Origin of the sequence: Halolamina salina (genome assembly GCF_042678005.1) — an archaeon.
Classification (GTDB): domain Archaea; phylum Halobacteriota; class Halobacteria; order Halobacteriales; family Haloferacaceae; genus Halolamina; species Halolamina salina.
This window is the reverse complement of record NZ_JBHUDH010000253.1, coordinates 1-3649: the sequence shown is the minus strand read 5'-3', so window position 1 is coordinate 3649 and position 3649 is coordinate 1. Positions and strand designations below refer to the sequence as shown.

6 protein-coding genes, 1 tRNA gene and 2 pseudogenes are annotated in these 3649 nt (G+C 52.1%); 8 read left to right on the top strand and 1 reads right to left on the bottom strand.

Translation table 11 applies throughout. The annotated features are described in order from the left end of the window. Positions 1-431, bottom strand: a pseudogene (locus ACFR9S_RS15465) (hypothetical protein); the annotation flags it as partial. 214 nt (positions 432-645) lie between these two features. Here ACFR9S_RS15465 and ACFR9S_RS15460 point away from each other — a divergent pair. The 8 genes and pseudogenes from ACFR9S_RS15460 to ACFR9S_RS15425 all read left to right on the top strand — a co-directional run. Further along, on the top strand, positions 646-1320 hold the full coding sequence (locus tag ACFR9S_RS15460; RefSeq protein WP_379731860.1) for a hypothetical protein: 675 nt from the start codon (positions 646-648) through the stop codon (positions 1318-1320). Next, positions 1320-1955 (top strand): hypothetical protein, encoded by a 636-nt coding sequence (locus ACFR9S_RS15455; protein ID WP_379731859.1) that lies wholly within the window; start codon positions 1320-1322, stop codon positions 1953-1955. The genes ACFR9S_RS15460 and ACFR9S_RS15455 overlap by 1 nt, the downstream gene beginning before the upstream one ends. Further along, positions 1948-2346: a hypothetical protein gene (locus tag ACFR9S_RS15450; protein ID WP_379731857.1), complete on the top strand. Its 399-nt coding sequence runs from the start codon at positions 1948-1950 to the stop codon at positions 2344-2346. Before ACFR9S_RS15455 ends, ACFR9S_RS15450 begins: the two co-directional genes overlap by 8 nt. A gap of 73 nt (positions 2347-2419) precedes the next feature. After that, positions 2420-2653, top strand: a pseudogene (locus tag ACFR9S_RS15445) (IS6 family transposase); the annotation flags it as partial. Positions 2654-2706: 53 nt separating this feature from the next. Further along, positions 2707-3087 (top strand): Rid family detoxifying hydrolase, encoded by a 381-nt coding sequence (locus tag ACFR9S_RS15440; RefSeq protein WP_379731855.1) that lies wholly within the window; start codon positions 2707-2709, stop codon positions 3085-3087. Position 3088: 1 nt separating this feature from the next. Next, a complete protein-coding gene (locus ACFR9S_RS15435) occupies positions 3089-3295 on the top strand; it encodes a hypothetical protein (RefSeq protein WP_379731854.1) in 207 nt (68 codons plus the stop codon). Positions 3296-3322: 27 nt separating this feature from the next. Further along, positions 3323-3404: transfer RNA gene (locus tag ACFR9S_RS15430), tRNA-Ser, on the top strand. A 16-nt stretch (positions 3405-3420) separates the two neighbouring features. Beyond that, positions 3421-3649, top strand: a 229-nt coding sequence (locus tag ACFR9S_RS15425) for a hypothetical protein (RefSeq protein ID WP_379818999.1), incomplete at its 3' end; no start/stop codon positions are given.

Genomic DNA, 3649 nt, shown 5'->3' with positions numbered 1-3649 from the left:
ACGTCGAGGAACTGACTCTCCAGCCGGTGCCACGACTCGTCGCCCGGCCCCGGCAGATTGAGCTGTTCGATCCGGCTCGTGAGCCGGCTCGCGACGGCGGCGCCGGTCCGGAACGGTCGGTGCCACTGTGCCCGGTAGCGCATCTCGTACTCCGCGGTGCGTTCGTAGAAGCGCCGTACTTCGGGGTGGAGCCGTTCGGGATCGAACGTCTCGCCCGCGAAGTGGGCCACGTCGGCGACCTCGCCCGCAGGCTCCTCGCCCGTCGTCAACCCCTCGCGTTCGACGAACCCCGGGCCGACGTACCAGCCGGCGGTGATCGGCGAGAGCGGGACCTCGCGAGCGCGCTTCCGGGCGCGCCGGAGCGCGAGCGCGAGGAGGGCAACCGCGGCGACGGCGACTGCTCGGAGGGCGCGGTGGACGGTTCGGTGCACGATCGTCGTTGGCGCGCCATCGTACTTGAAGCGTCGGCCGCGGGTCGCGCCGAGTGTGTAGATTTTTCCATAAATATGACTTTTATGACTAATAGAACCCAAAGGTTGATTAAGAAACAATCATGAAATTTTGGTCAATAGGATGTTTTCTGGAAACAATCGGAAAGTGGCAACCCAAAAATATTATCCGTCCCACCTCATACCCCGTGAATAAATGCCACCGTCAGAGATCACAGCCTTCCGCCAAACTTTGAGACAGGCTGAAGAAGAGGATTTTTCGCGTTATCATAAATGTAGAGAGACATTACAGAGGGTTGGCTCCACCGCTGTAGTAAACGATGATACTCTCACCCGCTCGTGGATGCAACATGTTAAACTACTCCTCGAATTGTTAAATACTTGGGCGACAGATAGGTTTCAGACCCAGTTCCGGAGACGAATTAGCGAATTTATACAAAATGACGAATCCGGGCAATTAGGGGAAACTACTCAAAAGATATATTCAAAATTGCCGGAGAATCTATTGGAATCAATACTGCTAAAGGGTATTGATAACCTCCAATTTAGTGAATGTATAATAGATAATTCCGCATCACCTGACCCAAACGGGTTTTCTGAGGCTGTTTCTGCAGGACTTTCTTCATTTGTTGAGGAGCGCCAGTCCAATATAGCAGTTGTTACATTAGAAGTTTATACGCTGATAGCTGAAGACTTGATCCCCGAAATTGATGCGTGGGTGGGTGAGAGAGTTGGTGAGTTGATGGATTTAGCATTACAGGAGTGGGACAAAAGTCGGAGTGAAACAGAAAACTGGACAAATGTGCTAGCAGAAGTAGATATATTGCTAGGCAAATGGGACGGGGAAGTTAGGTATTTAGGTGATCGATGATGTCCGATAATAAAGCGATTATCGATACCTCAGGAGGTCATGGGCCAAAAGGTGCAGATGAGGTAGGAATTGAGACTGAGGTTAGTCCATTATCACCAAATAAAGATACTCTAGACACAGAACCCACGCTGAACGAGAAGGGTACGACGAACGATGAGATATATCATTCTATAGAAGAAGATAGCGAAGACACACAACCGATTATTTCGTGGGATGCCTACCTACAGCATGTTGCTAGAGAAGAGACTAAGGATATCTTGAGTGATGGAGAAATATTAGAAGAGCAAACTGAAATACCACACATTATCTCGGATAGGTTACAGGAAGATCTCAGTAATGAGTATGACATTGAAAAAGATACGATTCCAGCACTGAATAAATTCAAAGATAGAACTATAGAATTTCACAAAGAAAATACAGAAATTCGTTGGCAAAGGCGTCTTGTCGAGTCCGTATCTATCTCTGCAGTCGGATTTGCCGTATTATTCTTCACATTCTATATCTCAGATAGAGTTACTAGCGTCTTGTCGGGTGTTGTTGGATACACCTCAGTAGGTCTACTTGCGGTGATTGGTATTGGGTTTGTGATCGCAGGATTCTCAGGCATTTATAAAACACGACAAAATAATGTCTAGTCATGTTCGGATTGGCGCTGTAGTTCTATCCGCTATTATCTATATTGGAGTCATCTGGCTTATTCCTGGAGAAATTCGACAATTGATAACAGATATGTTAAGAGATGTGATTTCAGACGGAATAGAAGACCCAATTAAATCAATATCCGTATTCGCAGGGATTTGCGGAGTAATTTTAGTCACTTTTACTATATTATTTAACATTTCAATTATCACCCTTACTAATCTCATGCTTAACGAAACGCGCCCACATAGTCTTGCTAGGGTTATATTTTTACTAGGTGGTGTGTTTCTACTGATATTTGGGATCGGCTTCTACTCTCACCACTACGAGACAAACGAAGAGGATGTCTCAAACCTAGAAGAACGAATTGCAGAACTAGCTGAATAGATTCTATCCTTTTGAACCGACGTTCAGAAGGGTGGTTATATCAGGAAATTAACCTATCAATCTCACCGCGCTGATTAATGACGGAGTCTTTCTCGTCGATTCTGCACCGTGGCTGCAAGCAACTCTCCACCGCCATGACCTCGATTACAGATACGAGAAATACGGTAATCGAAACAGCGTCGAACGTGTCTTCCGAGAACTAAAACGCCGAACCAACCAGTTCTCAAACTGTTTCAGCCATACCGAAGCAAACACCGTCGAAAATTGGCTTCAAGTGTTCGCCTTCGCATGGAATCAGCTTATCTGACACTACCGGCGCGGTCAGTTGGACTTAAGGGGAGTCCGGCGCCAGTTCCGGCCATGAAGGAGACGGTCCACACCGACGACGCCCCCGAGGCGGTGGGCGCGTACAGTCAGGCGACGACGAACGGCGAGATCCTGTTCACCGCGGGGCAGATCCCGATGACCCCCGACGGCGAACTGCTGGACGACGAGGACATCGCGACGCAGGCCGAGCAGTCGCTCTCGAACCTCAAGGCGATCGTCGAGGAGGCCGGCGCGTCGATGGACGACGTGCTCAAGACGACGGTGTTCCTGGCCGACATCGACGACTTCGAGGAGATGAACGACACGTACGCGAGCTTCTTCGGCGACGAGCCGCCGGCCCGCAGCGCCGTGCAGGCCGGCGCGCTCCCCAAGGGCGTCGGCGTCGAGATCGAGGCCGTCGTCAGCGTCGAGTGAGGTGACCCCGCGAACGAAGTCGGCGCTGCTGTGGGGCGCGGTGGGCCTGCTGGCCTTCCTCGCGGCGGTGCAGGGGTATCAACTGCTCGTCGCTCCGGTGCCGGTGTCGATTCCGGCCGTGGGCGCCGTCGCGGTCGGCGTCGGACTGCTGACCGCCGGCGTCGCGTACGCGACGGAGCACCGACTGCGGACGAAAGGAAGGACTTAACCCACACAGGGCGGTAGATTCGTCCGAGCCAGGATGGCCGAACGGTAAGGCGCACGCCTGGAAAGCGTGTTCCCTTCCGGGATTCTGGGTTCAAATCCCAGTCCTGGCGTTTTTCCGCAGTCCACGTGAGCGAGGAGCGGAGCGACGAGCGAACCGACTGCGGAAAACAACATCTGACTGGATTTGAACCCCTATCAGTCGCAGCGACCGAGCAGCGCGAGGTCGACCGTCTGATTCCGGTTCAAATCCCAGTCCTGGCGTTTCTTCCGTACTCCCGCGTGAGACGTAGCGGTTCGTACAGCGACCACGAACGGCACCGCGGAGTGAGCATGACCACTTGTGACCGCAGGGTGC